Below are 15,227 nucleotides of genomic sequence, written 5' to 3' on the forward strand. Positions count from 1 at the left end.
TGGGACAGACTTCCATGAAGCCAATGTGACGTGAATCACTGTGGCCGATCCTCCATCACCGTCCTCTTGGGAGTCGTCATGAATACCATCCCCCGCCGGAAGGGCCCGCGCCGCGGGCTCCTCGGCACCCTGGCCCTGGCGGCCAGCCTCAGTCTCGTCCTCGCTGGTTGCGGTGGGGGAGAGCCCAATGCGGAAGGCCAAGCCACCGAAGCCGCCGCCACCGTGGGTGAGCCTCAGACCGGCGGTGACCTGACCGTGTTGCTCGATGCCGGTTTCGCCGGTGGGTGGTCCACGGGGCTGGACCCGGCGACCTCCAACACGGTCGGCGCCAACATGCCGCAGAACTCGGCGATCTTCGGGGGATTGTTCACCCTCGAGGCGGATGAGAACGGTGAGAACGCGGAGATCGTGCCGAACCAGGCGGAGAGCTATGAGTTCTCGGAGGACGGGCTGACCTTGACCGTGAAGCTTCGGGAAGGCATCACCTTCTCGGACGGATCCCCGTTGAACGCTGATGCGGTGGTGTGGAACTGGATTCGGGCGTTGAGTTCCGGTAGTACGGGCACGCCCCAACTGGACCTCGATCTCACGCGGGAGATGCCTGAACTGGACCAGCAGTTCCTGGACGACCTCTATGCGGCCCTGCCTGAGGACGTGGACCAGGCCGTGATCGAGCAGCGCCTCGGAGCAGTCCAGGCCGTGGACGACCTCACCGTCGAGATCCATTTCTCCGTGGCCAACGGTGCTTTCGTGAACGCGATGCCCTCCACCAGCCTGAACTTCGTTGGCTCGCCCACGGCGTACCAGGAGCTGGGTGCGGACCAGTACAGTCAGGCGCCGGTCGCGGCGGGGCCCTTCACCGTCGATGCCAATCGGCTGTCCGAACGGCTGGAGCTGACCAGGAATGAGGACTACTTCAGGGACGGTCTGCCGTACCTGGATGAGTTGTCCTTCCAGTCGGTGGCCGGAGACCAGGTGCTGTACCAGACGTTGCAGGCCGGCCAGGGGGATGCGATCGAGGGACTGAGCTCGGTCACGCTGATCGAACAGGCGCAGGAGAACCCGAATCTGACCACCACACTCGGGGCGCCCACGTCGCCGTACGTGATCCAGTTGAACACGCGCAAGGCGCCGTTCGATGACAAGAAGGCCCGGGAGGCGATCTACTACGCCACGGATTTCGAGGCCATCAATGAAGGCCTCTTCGGCGGTCAGGGTGACATGTCGCAGTCGTTCACCGCCTCCGGTGGCTTGTTCCACCAGCAGGAGGTCGAGGGGTACCGCACCTATGACCCGGAGAAGGCCCGGGAGCTGGTCGAGGAGATCGGCGGGCTCACGGTGGAGCTGGGGACCACGGACATCGTGACGGCCCGCCAGGTCACCACCGCGCTGCAGACCCAGTGGCAGGACGCCGGGATCGACGTCACGATCGACTCCAAGCCGCTCGGTGACGTGATCACCAAGTTCACCAGCGGCGAGTGGGAGTCCATGCTCCAGACTGCGGGCGCATGGGAGCCCGCCGCCGGCATCGGCGTGGCCGTCCGCTTCGGCTCCACGTCTCCGTTCAGCGGCACTCCGCTGCCGGAGGGCGCCGAGACGGCGACCCAGGCGCTGGAGGAGAACCTGAACACCGAGCTTGATGAAGTACTGACGAATGCCGCATCCACCGTGGACCAGGAGGAGCGCGGTGACCTGTACAAGCAGGCCGCGAAGATGATCTCCGACGAGGCCTATGGCCCCTTCGGCATGGCCTTCTCCCCGGCCCAGGTGGTCCGCAAGGGCGTTCACGGCCCCGGGCTCACCACGCCTATCCCGGCCCTCGTGGTCAACAGCGGGGTCCTGTATGACAGGGTCTGGGTGGAGCAGTGATGGCAGTCCGCTGAACGCACCGCCACACACCGCCGGCCGGGGGCAAAGCCCCCGGCCGGCGGTGTGGTCCGACAAGGTTCAGACGAGCTGGCCGTCGTCGCCGATCTCCGTGGGGTAGGTGATGTCGATCGAGTCTGCGGCGGTGCCGGTGGCATTGGAGATCATGGCGGCCATCAGGTTCTTCGGCACGAGGCAGTCCCCGCAGACCCCATCCTCGGCACGGATGCGGGCCTCGAGCCGGTCGCCAGAGTCGTCGATCGTCAGGATGTATCCGTCCGCGGCCAGGGTCTGGCGCAGGTCGTCGAGAGGCTGGGCGGTCATGGTTCCTCCGATGGGTGGTGGGAGCCGAGGCTCCGGTGCCGGGTCAGCTCAATTGTGTGCATCCGACGATCCGTCCACGGGTTGGCCTTCCGCTGCGCGGAACACCGGTCCGCCCTTCCAACCACCGGAAGCTCTCGTTGAGCAGGCGGGACCGTGCTGGTTGTGTGTGGAGCACCCGAGTATGAAACGGAGAACCGGACATGACCACCATGGAAGTGTTGATCGATCCCACGGGCGCTTCCGAGCGCACCAGCGACATGACCCTCTCGCTCAGGCCTGGCACCCTGGCCGGACTGAGGGTCGGCCTGCTGGACAACACCAAGCCCAATGCCACCACCCTGCTGGAGGCCCTCGGCGACGAATTGCGCCAGCGCCACGGCATCGGCTCGGTGACGATGTACACCAAGGACTACTTCGGCACTCCGGTGAAGGACGAGCTGCGGGATGAGATCGTCCGCGAATGCGACCTGGTGGTCACCGCCGTCGGAGACTGCGGTTCCTGCAGTGCGGCCACGGTGCTGGACGGCATCATCTTCGAACGGCACGGACTGCCGGCCGTCAGCATCGTCAGCGACTCCTTCCTGATGTCCGGGCAGGCCATGGCCTCGCTCCAGGGCTTCCCGGGATATGACTTCCTGGCCGCAACCCATCCCATCGCGAGCCTGTCCGCCGAGGAACTCAAGAACCGTGCGGCGGAGCTCATGGCCGGTGTGGAGCGGATCCTCGGCGCGGAGGTGGCCGCGTGAACGGCCCGGCGGTGGACACCCGGAGCGAGCTGGCGCTGGAGGCCGATGCCCGGGGCATCCGTGATGTGCTGGAGCGGTACCAGGAGAACGGCTGGACGGACGGACTGCCCGTGGTGCCCGTGAGCGAGTCGATCGTCGACGAGTTCCTGGCCACCTCACCGCTGGACCCGGACGAGGTCCTGTTCGCCACCCCGCACCTGAATCGGGAGCTGACGGTCCGCTACGCGGCCATCAATGCGGCCCTGGCCGGCTGCCGCCCCGAGTACTTCCCCGTGGTGGTGGCGGCATGGAAGGGCATTGCGCAGGAGCCCAACCCGCGCAAGGGGATCTGGCAGTCGACCACCGGCACGGCACCTTTCACCGTGGTGAACGGCCCCGTCCGGGAACGGCTGGACATCAACTCCCGCGGCAACATCTTCGGCTCCGGCCACCGGGCCAATGCCACGATCGGGCGGGCCATCAGGCTGGCCCTGATCAACGTCTTCGGGCTCCGGCCGCACCAGCTGGACCAGGCCACCCAGGCCACCCCGGCCAAGTACACCGCCGTCATCGGGGAGAACCAGGAGCAGAGTCCCTGGCCCTCCCTGCACACGGAGTACGGCTTCGCCGAGGACGACGATGTGGTCACCTCGTTCGTGGTCCGCTCGGTCATGCACATCGAGGCCCGTCACACCCAGGAGGCCGAGCAGCTGGCCCTGGACTTTACGGATTCGATCACCCGTACCGGTGCCTTCATCCACGAGTACACCAACGCCCTGCTGGTGCTGAGCCCGGAACACGCCCAGGTCTTCGCGGGGGCCGGCTGGGACAAGGACCAGTTGCGCCGGTTCATCTTCGACCATGCCTACCGGAGCCGGGGAGACCTGGGCCGCGTGGGCAAGGACGCCATCTCCCACCACGCCCGGTGGCGGCTGGCGGCCGGCCACCCGGACGCGATCGCGGACACCGCGCAGGGGTCGCAGACCCCGGACCGGGTACCGGCCCTGGCCGCCCCGGAATCGGTCCAGATCGTGGTGGCCGGGGCCAACAACGCGGGCGTCTCCGCCGTCGTCGAGGTCTTCGGGCTGAACCCGCGGCTGCGGCCCTCCTCCTACAGCGCCGTCGAGTACCGGACGAGCTGACCACCCAGAACACCACCCAGAACACCACCCAGAACACCGGCCGGAACCCGGCCGGAGAAAGGAGCCACTGATGGCTACCACCACCGAACCTGAGGCACAGGTCATCGACGCAGCGCTGGCCGACTTCCGGCAGATGATGGCCAGCGACGGCTACCGCGTCCTCTGGGCTCCGGACCCCGCCCCAGCCCCCGACTCGGCCACCGAGGCCGGAACCCGGCTCACGGTCACCATCGAGGCGGGCCCGGAGGCCTGCGCTGACTGCCTGTCCCCGACGCCGGTCATGGAGGCCATCCTCCAGAAGCAGCTCGCCGGGACCCCGTACACGGTCGGCTCGGTCACCCTGCCGAGCGGTCACTGACACCCGCCCTACCAGCACGCCACACAGCACGTGCCCCGTCCGTTGAGGACGGGGCACGTGCTGTGTGCGGTGAACCGGTGAAGCGGAGACGAGTCAGGCAGGCAGGAGGTCGTTGGTCATCCAGGACTCCGGGGAGTCCACCGGCTCGATGCGGCCCGTCTCGACCAATTCCTCGATGGAGGCGAGCCAGATCTCCTCATCCGTGACCAGTGGATCCGGTTCCTTGTCATTGACGAAGTTCTGGACCTGCACGTCCAGGGCGGAGCGGGCCACGGAGTCGTTGTCGAGGCTGGCGAAGGAGTTCTCCTCCCGCAGCGCCTCGAGGGTCTTCGTCCGGTCCGCGTCGTCCACCATGAAGGTCACCGCGTCCTGCAGCGAGGCCAGAAAGGCTCGGAGCTGGTCCGGCTTCTCCTGGATGTGCTGGTCGGTGGTGACGAAGTACTGCCGATCGGAGATGACAGGGGACAAATCCCCGAGCACGATGGCGTCGGCACCGGCTTGCATGTCCAGCAGCAGGAAGCTCTGGTCCGGGCTGGAGATGTAGCCGTCGATCTGCCCCCGCTGGATCATCTCCCAGGACGCGGGATTGTCCGTGACCACCTGGAGATTGACCTGCTCGGAGTCCACGCCGGCGTTCTCCAGGGTCAGGCGGAGGTTGTTCTCCGTGCTCCCGCCCTCGGAGGGGATGCCGATGGTCATGCCCACCATGTCCTGAGCGGTGGTGATGGGGCGCTCCTTCGAGAAGTTGATGCGCTGGGCCGGTCCCCGGGCGATGGTGGCGATGTTCACCACGTCCTGCCCCTGGGCGCGTGCCGCGGCCAGGTCCACCGTGTTGCAGCGGGCCACGAGGCCGGCACCGGCGATCATCGCCTGGAGTGACGGCGAGGTGCCGCGGGCCACCTCATAGCCGAGCTCGATGCCATGGGCGGCATCGTGACCGGCGGCCATGGCCAGCATCTCGGCGGCGAAGGACAGGGTCTCGAACGGCAGGAAGCTGATGTAGGTCACCTCGCCCAGTGAGGCCTCTCCACCGCCGTCTGTGCCACCGCCCGCGGCTCCCTCTGTGCCGCAGGAGGCCAGGGCACCGGCCCCGGCCACGGCCAGGACCCCGGCGCCGAAGCCGCGGAAGAGGGTGCGCCTGCTGAGGCCACGGCCGAGCAGCCCTGTGTCGGATCGAAGTGGTCCCGGAGAGGTGCGGGGATGAGGGGTCGGGATGGCGGGCCTGGTCATGAGTGATCTCCTCCGGAGTCGGTTGCGGTGCTGCGGGGCCGGCCGGTGCCGGCATCGGCGGGCAGGGGGATGTGCTGTTCCAGGGCCGTGCGCTGGATGGAGCGCGCTGTGCTCCGGACGAGCAGCCCGTAGGGGGTGTTGGTGGTCCCCTCGGGGACCACGATGGAGATGGCGGCCACCGGCCGACCCTGGCGGTCCAGGATCGGTGCTCCGATACCGACGCGGGGGAAGGTCCGGTTGTTGTTGACCGAGTACCCGGTGGCCCGGGTCTCCGCCAGGGCCGCGCGGACGGCGCCGGCGGCATCGGCACCGGTGCCCTGGCGCTCCTCCAGCCGGGCCAGGTACCGCTGCTGGGCGGCCGGGTCCTGGAAGGCCAGCAGGGCCATGCCCACGGCCACCACGTGGTAGGGGTCCCGTTGGCCGATGCGCGGACGCTCGTTGCCCGGGCCGCGGGGCCGCAGGCTCTCCACGGTGGTGATCTGCTGCCCGTCCGGGATGCCGAGGTGGACGGGGAATCCCGTGGTGGAGTAGAGGTCCTGCATGAACGGAAGGGCCACCCGCTGCAGGCCGTGGGTCTTGGGCGCCAGCAGGCCGAAGTTCCAGAGGTCCACGCCGATGCACAGCAGGTCCTCGTCATCGCGGTCGAGCATCCCGAGGGACAGCAGCTCACCGACCATGCGGTGGGTGGTGGTCAGCGGCAGCCCTGACCGTCGGCTCAGATCGGACAGGGTCAGGTGCGTGTGCTCGTGGTCGAAGGCGGAGAGCAGCCGGTGCAGGCGGCCCAGGACGGACCGCCGCGGATGATCTGCTGCCGGCCCGCGGTGCGGCGGTGGGAGGGTTCCACCGGACGAGGGCACGACGACGAGGCGCGGGTGGCGCTGATTCTCGCCGACCGGTGTGGTCCGGCCCGCCACGGCGGATGGTGCGCCGAGGGCAGTCATGCCACGTTCCCCTGCTGCGCGTACACGGACTCGTGCCAGGGGATCAGGAAGCGCTTCAGGATGAAGACCGCTCCGTAGAGCACCAGGCCGAGGACGGCGAGCAGGACGACCACGCCGAACAGCCCGGGGGCATCCAGTTGGTTCAGGGTCCGTACCACCATGTAGCCGAGCCCCTCGTTGCCGCCGAGATATTCGCCCACGATGGCCCCGATCACGGCGAACACGATGCCGGTCTCCATGCCCGCCAGCAGATACGGCATCACGCTGCGGAAATCGAGGTTGGTGAAGCGCTGCATCTTTCCCGCGTTCAGGGCGGTCATGACGTCCCGGTGCCCGGGGTCGATCGACTTCACGCCCAGGAGGACGTTCAGCATGATCGGGAAGAAGGCCAGCATGGCGGCGATGATGACTTTCGAGCTCATGCCGAAGCCGAACCAGATCACGAACAACGGCACGAAGGCGACCTTCGGCACCACCTGCAGCAGGACGATGATCGGCCGGACCGTCATCTCCAGCCAGGCCACCTTGCCCAGGACGACCCCCACCAGGACGCCGAGGACCACGGCCAACAGGAAGCCCATGATGATCTCCGAGGCGGTGATCCACGCATGGCTCCACACCTCCGGGTCCTGGACCAGCTCGCCCAGCCGCTCGGCGATCAGCGAGGGCGGAGGCAGGATGAGGGTGGAGACGTCGAAGGCACGGACACTGACCTCCCAGATGGTGCACAGCACCACGATGAGCAGGGGTGCGCCGACCCAGGGCAGGAGCCGTCCCAGTCGAGATGAGCTCATGATTCCTCGCTTTCCAGAGCGTGCCGGAGGTCGCGGACGGTGGAGCCGAAGGCCTCGGTGGCCTGGACGTCGAGCGGGCGGGGGCGGTCGAGGCCGACCTCCACGATGGACTGGATGCGTCCCGGTCGTGGGGTCAGCTGCACCACCCGGTCCCCGATGAAGACCGCCTCGGAGATGTCGTGCGTGACGAAGACGACGGTGGCCTCCGTGGCCAGGGTGATGCGCTGGAGTTCCAGGTTCATCTTCTCCCGGGTCAAGGCGTCCAGGGCGCCGAAGGGCTCGTCCATGAGCAACAGCTCGGGGTCCCTGCTCAGGGCGCGGGCGATGGCCACCCGCTGACGCATGCCGCCGGAGAGCTCGCGCGGGTAGGACTTCAGGAAATCACCCAGCCCCACCAGATCGGCCAGTTCGGTGGCCCGGCGGCGGCGCTCGGCCTTGCCCACGCCGCGGAGCTTGAGGGGCAGGGCGATGTTGTCCGTGATGTCGAACCAGGGAAACAGGTGGGGTTCCTGGAAGACCACCCCCAGTTGCTCCAGCACACCGCTTTCCACGGCGTGTCCCTTCCAGAGCGGCTTTCCGGAGACATAGACGTTGCCCTCGGTGGGCGGCAGCAGTCCGGCCATGATGCGCAGCAGGGTGGACTTGCCACAGCCGGAGCGGCCGATCAGGGAGACCGTCTCGCCCTCGGAGATATCCAGGTTGATGTCCTGGAGTGCCTCGGTGCGCTGGGTCTTGGTCGCGAAGACCTTGGACACGGACTTGATGGAGAAGGTGGCCGGTGCCGCCTCCGGTGGGTTGTTCTCAGGCGTGGGGGCGTCTGACCTGACGCCTGCTGGGCTGGTCTGCACCACGGATGGACCTCCTACAAGGGTGAGGTGGATCACAGTCACGGTAACCGGGGAGGAAGAGGCCCAGAACGGCCCCTTCCGGAGAACGGAAGGAGGGTGGAGGTGCCGGTCCTCCGCCCCCTAGGTTTCAGGCAACCTGAGAAAGGGAATCCGTATGAGCACCCCATTGACCACCCCGGTGACCGTGCCCCTGGACGAGCTCCCCGGCCTGCAGGGCCGGACCCTGGGCCCGTCGGACTGGCGGACCATCAGCCAGGAGGACATCGACGTCTTCGCGGACCTGACGGGGGACCACAATCCCATCCACGTGGACGAGGCCTTCGCCGCCAGCAGCGTCTACGGCACGCGGATCGCCCACGGGCTGCTGTCCCTGAGCATCGTCGTCCCGCACCTGTCCCAGCTGTGGAAGGTGACCGGGGCCGGCGTCGGGATCAACTACGGCCTCAACAGGGTGCGCTTCCCGGCACCCACGCCGGCCGGTGCCCGGGTCCGCGCGCGGGCCGAGGTGCTGGAGGTGACGGAGCTCGACGGCGGATGGCAGGTCGTCCTGAAGGTCACCTATGAGATCGAGGGCGGTGAGAAGCCGGTCTGCGTGGCCGAGTTCGTCCTGAGGTACTACCGATGAGCGCGACCTCGGTCGGGGCCGCCACCCGTCTCGACGGCCAGGTCGCCGTGGTGACCGGCGCCGGGCGGAGCCTGGGCCGGGCCTACGCGCTGGCCCTGGCCGAGGCGGGGGCCGCCGTCGTGGTCAATGACCTGGACGGTTCCACGGCGGATGCCACCGCCGCGCAGATCCGAGCCTCCGGGGGCCGCGCCGTCGCCGTGGTGGCCGCGGTGGGCACGGCGGACACGGCGCAGGAGCTCGTGGACACGGCGGTGGGGGAATTCGGTCGGCTGGACGTCATGGTGGCCAACGCCGGGGCGCTGCGGGACCGCGTGCTGTGGAAGATGTCCGATGCAGATTTCGATCTGGTCATCTCCTCCCACCTCCGGGGCGCCTTCACGTGCGGCCGGGCGGCCGCCGTGGCGATGCGCGAGCAGGGTGAGGGCGGGCGGATCATCCTGATCGGTTCCCCCGCCGGGCAGTTCGGCAGCTTCGGGCAGACCAATTATGCCGCGGCGAAGGCCGGGCTGGTGGCCATGGCGCGGACGTGGTCCCTGGAACTGGCCCGGGCCAACATCACCGTCAACACGGTGATCCCCACGGCCCTGTCACCCATGACCGCGACCATTCCGGCCTATGCGCAGGTCTACGAGGACTTCCTCCAGGGCCGTCCCATCCCCGCCACCTACCGGCGGGAGCACGCCCTCGGTTCCCCGGAGGACGTGGCGCCCCTGGTCGTCTGGCTCGCCTCGCCGGCCTCGGCGGGCGTCACGGGTCAGGCCATCGGACTCGGCGGGGACCGCCTGACGCTCTACTCCCACGCGGACGTGCTGCGGACCCTGGACCACGACGGCGGCTGGTCACCGGAGGCGATCGACGGCGCCTGGCACGGGGGCCTGGACCGCCAGGCGCAGCCCTCCGGCCCGCGTTCCGCCCGGGAGAAGGCATGAGCGGCCAGCACAGCCTCGTCTGGCAGGGGATCGCCGCGGCCGATCCGGACCGGACGGCCGTGGTGGGCGCGGACGGACGGACCTGGAGCTACGGACAGCTGACCCGGGAAGCCGCCGGCCTGGCCCGGGCGCTGGAAGACCACGGCGTCCGCCCCGGCGACCGCCTGGCGATCCTGCTGTACAACCGGCCCGAGTTCCTCATCGCCGTCTACGCGTGCCTGGCCACCGGGATCATCCCGGCACCCCTCAACTACCGGATCCGATCCGCTGACCTGGCGCAGCTGCTGGCGGACTCGCAGGCCGCCGCCCTGGTGGCACCGGACTCGCTCGGGGAGATCGTGGACGGTGCGCTGGACCTCCTCGCCTCCCCGCCGGTCCTGATCCGGGTGGATGACGGGCCTGGGCGCCCCGCGGAACGGGCCGCTACGGACAGCGCGCCAGGCTCCCGGGCCGACCTGACCTGGGAGGATGCCGTGGACCGGGACGGACTGCTCCCACCCTCTCCTCCCGAGGACGCCGAACTCTGGATCTACACCGGAGGCACCACGGGGCGGCCCAAGGCGGCCCGGTGGGTGGCCTCCGACCTGTTCGCCTCGCAACTGTTCAGCACCTACACGGTCCTGGGACTGGAGCCGCCCGGCGACGTGGCCGGAGCCGTGGCCGCCGCGATGGACGCCAGGACGCCGCACGTGATCACCCTGCCCCTGGCCCCGTTCATCCACGGGACCGCCCTGACCGTCTCCCTCAGCACGCTGATCCTGGGCGGAACGGTCCTCACCACCGACTCGCCCCGCCTGGACGCGGAGGCCGCGGTCCGGCTCGCCGCAGAGAGCGGGGCCACCCGCCTCGTGGTGGCCGGTGACGCCGTCGCCCTCCCCGTGCTGGACGCCGCCGAGAGGCTGGGCGTCCGGCTCGGCCACGTCACGTCCGTCTACAGCTCGGGGATGCGCTTCAGCCCCGAGACCAAACGCCGGTTCCACGACCAGGGCGAGGTGTCCATCGTGGACCTGCTCGCCACGACTGAGGGCGGGGGGTTCGCCGTCACCCAGACCCGCGGGGCAGACGACCTGCCGGGACATCCGCGACTTTTCCCCACCGCCGTCGTGCTCGACGAGGGCCTCAACGAGGTCCAGGATCGCGTCGGCGCGCTGGGCATCCTGGCCTCCCACGGCGCACTGCCCCGCGGATACCACGGTGACGAGCTGAAGACGGCCGAGACGTTCCCGGTGATCCGGGGGAAGCGGCATGTGGTGCCCGGCGACTGGGTCCGCGTCCTGGAGGACCGCCACATCGAGTTCCTGGGCCGGGGCAGTTCCGTGGTCAACACCGGTGGCGAGAAGGTCTATCCGCAGGAGGTGGAGGAAGCCCTGCTCAGCCACCCCTCGGTGCTCGACGCCGTGGTGGTGGGACTTCCGGACGCCCGCTTCGGCGAGATCGTGGCGGCCGCCGTCGCCGTGCAGGACACGACGCCGGCCGCGGACATCCTGGACCACGCCGCCTCCCGCCTGGCCGGCTACAAGAAACCCCGGCATGTGATGGTCCGGCCCCTCCTGGACCGGAGCCCACAGGGAAAACTGAACCTCGCCCAATTGCGCCAGGACATGACCCTCGACCGCGAAACCCAGGGGAGGACACCATGACCGAGGCCGCCGTCCAGGACGAGACCGAACTGACCTATCCCGGTGACCTGCTCGGGTTCGCCGCGGACCTGACCGCCCCGGAGCGGGCCAAGCTGCTCCAGTTGAGGGCCTATCTCGACGAACACGTCCGGCCGATCCTCCCGGACCATTGGGAGCGCGCGGCCCACCTCGGCCATCTCCGCGGGCCGCTGGCCGAGATGCGGCTCGTGGACGACCCCGCCCTGGTGGACGGCGAGGGCCGGACCCGGGCCCTGTACCGGGGATTCCGCAGCATCGAGCTGTGCCGTGCCGACCTGTCCGTGTCCATGACCTACGGCGGCCAGGTCGGGATGTTCCGCACCCTCGTGCTGGAGGGAGGAAGCCCCGCTCAGGTGGCCGACTGGGACCAGGACATCATCGACTTCCGGATGACCGGCTGCTTCGCCCTCACCGAGCCCGAGCACGGATCGGACATCGCCGGCGGCCTGGCCACCACCGCCCGCCGCCAGGGAGAGGGCTGGGTCCTCAACGGCGCCAAGCGGTGGATCGGCAACGCCACGATCTCAGACCACGCCGTGGTGGTGGCCCGCGAGGAGGGCGGCGACCGCGTCCTGGCCTTCCTCGTCCCCGCGCGGGCGCCGGGGGTGGAGATGTCCGTGATCCAGCACAAGGCGGCGCTGCGGACCGTCCACAACGCGGACATCACGCTGCGGGAGGTCCAGGTCTCAGACGACCTGCGGTTGCCGCGCATCACCTCGTTCGCGGACCTCAACCGCGCCTTCCGCACCCTGCGCCCCGAGATCGCCTGGAGCTCCGCCGGCATGCAGCTGGCCGCCTACGAGGCGGCCCTGGGGTATGCGCAACGGCGTGAGCAGTTCGGCCGGCCCATCGCGTCCTTCCAGATGGTGCAGGACAAGCTGGTGCGGATGGTGGAGAACATCGCCCAGACCCTCGCCCTGGCCGTGCGCACCACCACTCACCCCGTGGCCGATGACGTGACGCCGAGCCTCATCAAGCTGGTGGCCGGCAACCGACTCCGGGAGTCCGCGGCCCTGGCCCGGGAGACCGTGGGCGGCAACGGCCTGCTCCTGGAGAACGACGTGGTCCGCTACTTCATGGACGCCGAGGCCATGTACACGTTCGAGGGCACCCGCGAGATGAACACGCTGATCCTCGGGCGCGCCCTGACCGGGCATAGCGCCTTCGTTCGTTAGCCACCGGGCCGGGGGCAGCCACCTGTGTCGGAATCCCGACGGTCTGTCCGGCGTTCAGGCGGAGGGCTGTGCCACCGCGACCGGACGGGTGTCCTCGGCCCGGAAGCCGCGCTTGGCCAACTGGATCTGTTCGTAGACGTGGTGGCGATGGACAACGAACTGCTTCATAGAGCGGGTCTCCAACTGGTCCCGCTCGAAGGGCAGGTCAATGCGGACATCGTCCTGCACCACGGTGGGGGACGAGGACAGAATGATAACCCGTTCCCCGAGGTACACGGACTCGTCGATGTCGTGCGTGACAAATAGAACCGTCAAGCCCAGCTTCTTCCACACCGATCGGACGAGGTCCTCTAGGTCGGCGCGGGTCTGGGCATCGACGGCGGCGAAAGGCTCATCCATCAGCAGGATCTCCGGACGGTAGGCCACGGCCCGGGCAATGGCGACGCGCTGCTGCATGCCGCCGGAGAGCTGCCACGGGTAGGACTGGGGCACGTGCGCCAGTCCCACCGCCTCGAGTGCTTCGGCCACCCGTTCGCGGCGTTCGGCCGGGCCAATACCGGCGGCCCGGAGCGGCAACGCCACGTTGTCCTCGACTCTGAGCCAGGAATACAGCGAACGCCCGTATTCCTGGAACACCAGCGCCATGTTGCGGGGCGGCCCGGCAACGCGCTCGCCGTCCAGGATGACCTCACCCGACGTCGGCGCCATGAGCCCCGAAATGCACTTAAGGAGCGTGGTCTTGCCGGATCCCGAGGGTCCCACGATGCACGCGAACTCCCCCCGGCGCAGGTCGAAGGTTAGGTCCCGGACGGCTTCCACCGGCCCTCCCGGGGTGGGATAGACCTTCTTCATGGACCGGACGGACAGCAAGACGTCGCTGTTGCTCTGCGTGTCAACCACTGGTTTCCAACTCCCTTTGTGCGTAGTACCAGGACAGGATCCGGCGTTCGAACCACCGGAAGGCAAGGGCCATGATGATGCCGACCAGCCCCAGGACCACCACGCCCGCCCACATGGGGCCATTCTGGAAGGTCCGCTGGAAGTAGATGATCGAGAAGCCCAATCCGTTGGTGGCGGCATACATCTCCGAGGCCACCATCAGGATCAACGCGATCGGCAGGGACAGCCGAACCCCGGTCACGATGCGGGGCAGTGCGGCCGGCAGGAGGAAAAACCGGAGCCGGGTCAAGCCGCCGATGTTGTACGAACTCGTGGTGTCCCGCAGGACTGGGTCCACGGACCGCACGCCGTCCACGGTGTTGAGCAGGACCGGCCACAGGCAGCCGAGGGCAATGAGAAACACCTTGGTCTCGTCGCCGATGCCGATCACCATCATGAGGACCGGCAGCAACACCGGTGGCGGGATGGCGCGGACGAACTCCAGGATCGGCCCCATGATCTTGCGCACGGTGAGGTTGGAACCGATGAGGACGCCGAGGACGATGCCACCGACTATCGCGATCGACAGGCCGCTGAGCAGCCGGACGATCGAGGGGACCACATGCTCGAGGAAGCGCGAGTTGGCCCAGGTTTCCCACAGGTCCGTGAGGAGGGCCACAGGTTTGGGGATGAAAGGGTTGCTGTTGCCGAGGGTGGCCACCCACCAGAGCAGGACCAGGACGATGGGCAGTGCCACCATGGCGGAGATTGAGCGTGCCTTGTTCATGCCGGCTGCTCCGATCGCACGGAGGGATGCCAATGCAGGGCCCGGTTCTCGATGAACTTCATGCCGTAATTGATCGCCAGCCCGAGGACACCGGTCAAAAGGGCCAGCGCGTAGACGGTGGACACGTTGCCGGCGCTTTGGCTGGTGGCGATCAATTCGCCCAGCCCGGGCGTTCCCACCACCAGCTCGATGGTGATGCCGACGACGAGGGCGATGGTCCCGCAGAGCCTCAGCCCGGTCATGAGGAAGGGCAGGGCCGTAGGGAAGGTCACGAACCGGGCACGCCAGGCCCAACCGAGGCCGTAGCTGCGTGCTGTCGATTCGGCGACCGGGTCGACGTCGTCGATCCCGCTCATGACGTGGACGAGGATAACCCAGAAGCACGCCCACACGATGACGAAGACGGTGGCGGTGGAATTGATCCCGAAGAGCACGATGGCGATAGGGATCAAGGCCACCGAAGGAATGGGCCGGAGGAATTCGATGGTCGACGTGGTGTAGCGGATCAGTGCTTCGCTGGACCCGATGATGAGTCCAATGGCGGCGCCGGCGGAGAGGGAGATGGCCACGCCGATGAGCCACGAAAGCATGGTGTCGCCCAAAGCCTCCCAAAAGACCGGGTCCGCCAGAAGGGACACCAGCTGGACCATGACCACGCTGAACGGGGGCAGGTAGTCGCTGTTGACCAGGCCGATCCGTGGGGCCAGCTCCCAAACGCCCATGAAGGCGACCACGCCAATCGCTCCCAGGAGCGGGGTGGACCAGGGGTTGTCATGGAACGAGGCGCGCTGGGGAGCGAGGATCCCGGTGGCGGACGCCGGTTCTTCGATGGTGGTTTCCACGCTTCTCCTCGTGCGGTCCACTCGGACCGGTTCTGTGGCAGATGGGCTGTGGTTGAAGCGATGCTGGCATAGTCCTCGAACCATGTCTAGCAATTTCTGTACGT

At 68.3% G+C, this 15,227-nt stretch carries 16 protein-coding genes; 8 read left to right on the forward strand and 8 right to left on the reverse strand.

What is annotated here, in order from left to right:
• Positions 1-78: 78 nt before the first annotated feature.
• Positions 79-1,869 (forward strand): ABC transporter substrate-binding protein, encoded by a 1,791-nt coding sequence (locus IEX49_RS06890; RefSeq protein ID WP_188805429.1) that lies wholly within the window; start codon positions 79-81, stop codon positions 1,867-1,869.
• A gap of 78 nt (positions 1,870-1,947) precedes the next feature.
• Here IEX49_RS06890 and IEX49_RS06895 read toward each other — a convergent pair whose 3' ends face one another.
• Positions 1,948-2,190, reverse strand: coding sequence for a hypothetical protein (locus tag IEX49_RS06895; protein ID WP_188805430.1), 243 nt, complete (start codon positions 2,188-2,190; stop codon positions 1,948-1,950).
• Between the two features lie 200 nt (positions 2,191-2,390).
• On the opposite strand from IEX49_RS06895, the gene IEX49_RS06900 reads away from it, so the two are divergent.
• From IEX49_RS06900 to IEX49_RS06910, 3 genes are all read left to right on the forward strand, one after another.
• The gene (locus IEX49_RS06900; protein WP_188805431.1) at positions 2,391-2,936 is read left to right on the forward strand and encodes a UGSC family (seleno)protein; all 546 of its coding nucleotides are present in this window, start codon (positions 2,391-2,393) and stop codon (positions 2,934-2,936) included.
• Positions 2,933-4,057 carry a hypothetical protein gene (locus IEX49_RS06905; RefSeq protein WP_188805432.1) on the forward strand — a complete coding sequence of 375 codons (1,125 nt, stop codon included), beginning with the start codon at positions 2,933-2,935 and terminating at the stop codon, positions 4,055-4,057. Before IEX49_RS06900 ends, IEX49_RS06905 begins: the two co-directional genes overlap by 4 nt.
• A gap of 70 nt (positions 4,058-4,127) precedes the next feature.
• Entirely contained in the window at positions 4,128-4,415 is a 288-nt protein-coding gene (locus IEX49_RS06910; RefSeq protein ID WP_229672342.1) for a hypothetical protein, read from the forward strand.
• 93 nt (positions 4,416-4,508) lie between these two features.
• On the opposite strand, the gene IEX49_RS06915 is transcribed toward IEX49_RS06910, so the two are convergent.
• The 4 genes from IEX49_RS06915 to IEX49_RS06930 are packed head-to-tail and all read right to left on the reverse strand — an operon-like array spanning position 4,509 to position 8,231.
• The gene (locus tag IEX49_RS06915) at positions 4,509-5,645 is read right to left on the reverse strand and encodes an ABC transporter substrate-binding protein (RefSeq protein WP_188805433.1); all 1,137 of its coding nucleotides are present in this window, start codon (positions 5,643-5,645) and stop codon (positions 4,509-4,511) included.
• Entirely contained in the window at positions 5,642-6,586 is a 945-nt protein-coding gene (locus IEX49_RS06920; RefSeq protein WP_188805434.1) for an IclR family transcriptional regulator, read from the reverse strand. Before IEX49_RS06920 ends, IEX49_RS06915 begins: the two co-directional genes overlap by 4 nt.
• The gene (locus IEX49_RS06925; RefSeq protein WP_188805435.1) at positions 6,583-7,380 is read right to left on the reverse strand and encodes an ABC transporter permease; all 798 of its coding nucleotides are present in this window, start codon (positions 7,378-7,380) and stop codon (positions 6,583-6,585) included. Before IEX49_RS06925 ends, IEX49_RS06920 begins: the two co-directional genes overlap by 4 nt.
• Complete coding sequence (locus tag IEX49_RS06930) at positions 7,377-8,231, reverse strand: ABC transporter ATP-binding protein (RefSeq protein ID WP_229672343.1); 855 nt, start codon at positions 8,229-8,231, stop codon at positions 7,377-7,379. The genes IEX49_RS06925 and IEX49_RS06930 overlap by 4 nt, the downstream gene beginning before the upstream one ends.
• Positions 8,232-8,382: 151 nt before the next feature.
• Between IEX49_RS06930 and IEX49_RS06935 the strand changes: the two genes are divergently transcribed.
• From IEX49_RS06935 to IEX49_RS06950, 4 genes are read left to right on the forward strand one after another with little or no spacing between them, the layout of a single operon-like run.
• Entirely contained in the window at positions 8,383-8,853 is a 471-nt protein-coding gene (locus IEX49_RS06935; protein ID WP_188805436.1) for a MaoC family dehydratase, read from the forward strand.
• A complete protein-coding gene (locus IEX49_RS06940; RefSeq protein ID WP_188805437.1) occupies positions 8,850-9,782 on the forward strand; it encodes an SDR family NAD(P)-dependent oxidoreductase in 933 nt (310 codons plus the stop codon). The genes IEX49_RS06935 and IEX49_RS06940 overlap by 4 nt, the downstream gene beginning before the upstream one ends.
• A complete protein-coding gene (locus IEX49_RS06945) occupies positions 9,779-11,422 on the forward strand; it encodes an AMP-binding protein (protein WP_188805438.1) in 1,644 nt (547 codons plus the stop codon). The genes IEX49_RS06940 and IEX49_RS06945 overlap by 4 nt, the downstream gene beginning before the upstream one ends.
• Positions 11,419-12,615: an acyl-CoA dehydrogenase family protein gene (locus IEX49_RS06950; RefSeq protein WP_188805439.1), complete on the forward strand. Its 1,197-nt coding sequence runs from the start codon at positions 11,419-11,421 to the stop codon at positions 12,613-12,615. Before IEX49_RS06945 ends, IEX49_RS06950 begins: the two co-directional genes overlap by 4 nt.
• 54 nt (positions 12,616-12,669) lie before the next feature.
• Here IEX49_RS06950 and IEX49_RS06955 read toward each other — a convergent pair whose 3' ends face one another.
• The 3 genes from IEX49_RS06955 to IEX49_RS06965 are packed head-to-tail and all read right to left on the reverse strand — an operon-like array spanning position 12,670 to position 15,123.
• A complete protein-coding gene (locus IEX49_RS06955; RefSeq protein WP_188805542.1) occupies positions 12,670-13,467 on the reverse strand; it encodes an ABC transporter ATP-binding protein in 798 nt (265 codons plus the stop codon).
• Positions 13,468-13,507: 40 nt separating this feature from the next.
• Complete coding sequence (locus IEX49_RS06960; RefSeq protein ID WP_188805440.1) at positions 13,508-14,281, reverse strand: ABC transporter permease; 774 nt, start codon at positions 14,279-14,281, stop codon at positions 13,508-13,510.
• Positions 14,278-15,123 (reverse strand): ABC transporter permease, encoded by an 846-nt coding sequence (locus IEX49_RS06965; RefSeq protein ID WP_229672344.1) that lies wholly within the window; start codon positions 15,121-15,123, stop codon positions 14,278-14,280. The genes IEX49_RS06960 and IEX49_RS06965 overlap by 4 nt, the downstream gene beginning before the upstream one ends.
• Positions 15,124-15,227 lie beyond the last annotated feature (104 nt).

It is taken from the genome of Citricoccus zhacaiensis (genome assembly GCF_014645315.1).
Classification (GTDB): Bacteria; Actinomycetota; Actinomycetes; order Actinomycetales; family Micrococcaceae; genus Citricoccus; species Citricoccus zhacaiensis.